Source organism: Protofrankia sp. CiP1_Cm_nod2, from assembly GCF_920664355.1.
Classification (GTDB): domain Bacteria; phylum Actinomycetota; class Actinomycetes; order Frankiales; family Frankiaceae; genus Protofrankia.
This window is the reverse complement of sequence record NZ_CAKKTL010000086.1, coordinates 8,089-9,408: the sequence shown is the minus strand read 5'-3', so window position 1 is coordinate 9,408 and position 1,320 is coordinate 8,089. Positions and strand designations below refer to the sequence as shown.

Sequence of the window (1,320 nt, the reverse complement as noted above, 5' to 3'; positions counted from 1 at the left end):
CGTATTAAAATAACTTGATTATTCGATATCGGGTCTATGGGAAGAGAACTTGTAGTTCCACTCGCCGTGGAAACCGTCCCGCTCGAACGGAATCTCCTCCTGTTCCTTCTTGGACAGCTTGATCCCTGTCGGGTAGTCGGCAGGGTCGAGTGCGCACCGGACGACGAGGCCTGTCGTGGTGGCCGTGCTGGCGATGAGGCTCACCACGGTCTCGTAGGTCGTGAGCGGCTGGCCGCGCCAGTTGACGCTGATATAGGAAAACAGCCGGTGCTCAATTTTGTTCCACTTCGAGGTCGCTGGCGGGAAATGGCAGACCGTGATCTCCAGGCCGGTCCTGGCGGCGAGCCTCGCGAGCTCCCGTTTCCACAACCAGACCGTGTTCCCGTTCGACCCGCCGCAGTCGGCGGTAATCATGAGGCGCCTGGCGTCCGGGTACTTCTCCCGGCCCATCTCGTCCCACCACCTGGCGATGGTCGCGACCGCGAACTGCGCCGTGTCGCTGGTGACCCCGACCGAGACCCACGCGGAATTGTCGGCAAGGTCGTAGACGCCGTAGGGAATGGCCTTCCCGTCTGCGAGGTAGGGAAAGTCGTAGGCGTTCACCTCGACCGGTTCGCCCTTGTGGCGCCACTCCCTGCCGCCCTGGTGGAACGGCCCGACCAGCTCCTTTTTCTTCGTGTCCACGCTGATCACCGGGTCTCCGGCCGCCAGGAACGCCGCCGCGGTGGCACTGATGTGGCGGAACTGGGCGTCACGGTCCGGGTGCCCGCGCCCCTCATGCCTTTTGCGCGTCCCCTGGAGGCTGTACCCGATCGACTTCAGGATCTCGGCCACCACGGCATGACTGACCGGATGCCCCATCCCGGTCAGCTCAAGGGCAAGCTTCCGGGTCGACTTCGTCGTCCACCGCAACGGCGTCATCGGGTCCCCGCGGCTTTCCGGCTCAACCAGCCCGTCAAGAGCCCCGACGATGTCCGGATCGGCCTCCTCAAGTTTCTTACGGCCTCCGCCTGGCGCCCGGACCCGGCCGGCAGGCGCCAGCGACGGGCCTGCGGCCTCCTCCATCCCACGTTTGATCGTGTTCCGGGCCGCACCCGTCGCCCGGGCAACGGCCGCAATTCCGCCATGCCCCCACGAATCCGCCTCTGCGCCCAGAGCGATCCGCCACTGCCGCTCGTCCAGATGGGGTCGCTGCATCTCCAGACGGCCCCTCATCGCGACAAACTTCGCCGAACGCTCGTCCACCACGGATATAACCCTACCGAGGCGATCACAGGGGAATCCCAAACATAGATCAAGTGATCAACTTATTGAATGACG

The 1,320-nt window shown here is 64.2% G+C and carries 1 protein-coding gene; it reads right to left on the bottom strand.

Going from position 1 to position 1,320, the window contains the following annotated elements:
- Positions 1 to 18: 18 nt before the first annotated feature.
- Positions 19 to 1,215, bottom strand: coding sequence for an ISAzo13 family transposase (locus NBW84_RS11695; protein ID WP_250284495.1), 1,197 nt, complete (start codon positions 1,213 to 1,215; stop codon positions 19 to 21).
- Between the last annotated feature and the right edge of the window lie 105 nt (positions 1,216 to 1,320).

Excerpts from the sequence above, each read along its gene's own strand:
- NBW84_RS11695 (WP_250284495.1), bottom strand. The coding sequence starts at position 1,215 with ATGAGGGGCCGTCTGGAGATGCAGCGACCCCATCTGGACGAGCGGCAG.